General features: G+C 67.6%; 1 protein-coding gene. It reads right to left on the reverse strand.

Features of this window, described 5'->3' with window-relative positions:
* A partial coding sequence (locus tag EF903_RS33375; protein WP_221888829.1) for a cation:proton antiporter occupies positions 1–449 on the reverse strand: 449 nt, incomplete at its 3' end.
* Positions 450–509: the final 60 nt, after the last annotated feature.

Consider the following 509-nt stretch of genomic DNA (forward strand, 5'->3'; position numbering starts at 1 on the left):
TACGACGGCGTCGGGTAGTCGGTGCTGTAGCCGGTGGACGTCGAGGTGGGCGTCGGGTAGTAGCTCGGCGGCACCACCACTCGGGGCCGCGCGAAGGCACAGCCGCCGACCGTGGCGACCGTGGCCAGCGTCAGCCCGAGGCCGAAGGCGGGACGTACGTCCTTCCACGACGTCGTCAGACCACCTTCGGCCAGGATCAGCGCCAGCGCCCCGAAGCCGACCGCGTGCGCGAGCGCGGCGTCGTCGAACCGGATCCCGAGCACCGACTCACCGAGCAGGACGCCCATCAGCAGATAGATCAGCAGCGACGGGAGCCCGGCCTTCGTCGACATCCGCACCGCGAGGATCGCCAGGAGCGTGACCAGGGAGCCGATCAGCACGAACAGGTCGAACTGATGGACGTCGAAGCTCATGTTCGCCGGGCCCCCCTCCGACCTATGGATCTGCATCCTAATGTTTGCTCCCATGGACCGTCTGACTGTCGCCCAACGCGCGAACGTGCCTCCTTT

Origin of the sequence: Streptomyces sp. WAC05292 (assembly GCF_003949955.1) — a bacterium.
Taxonomy (GTDB): domain Bacteria; phylum Actinomycetota; class Actinomycetes; order Streptomycetales; family Streptomycetaceae; genus Streptomyces; species Streptomyces globosus.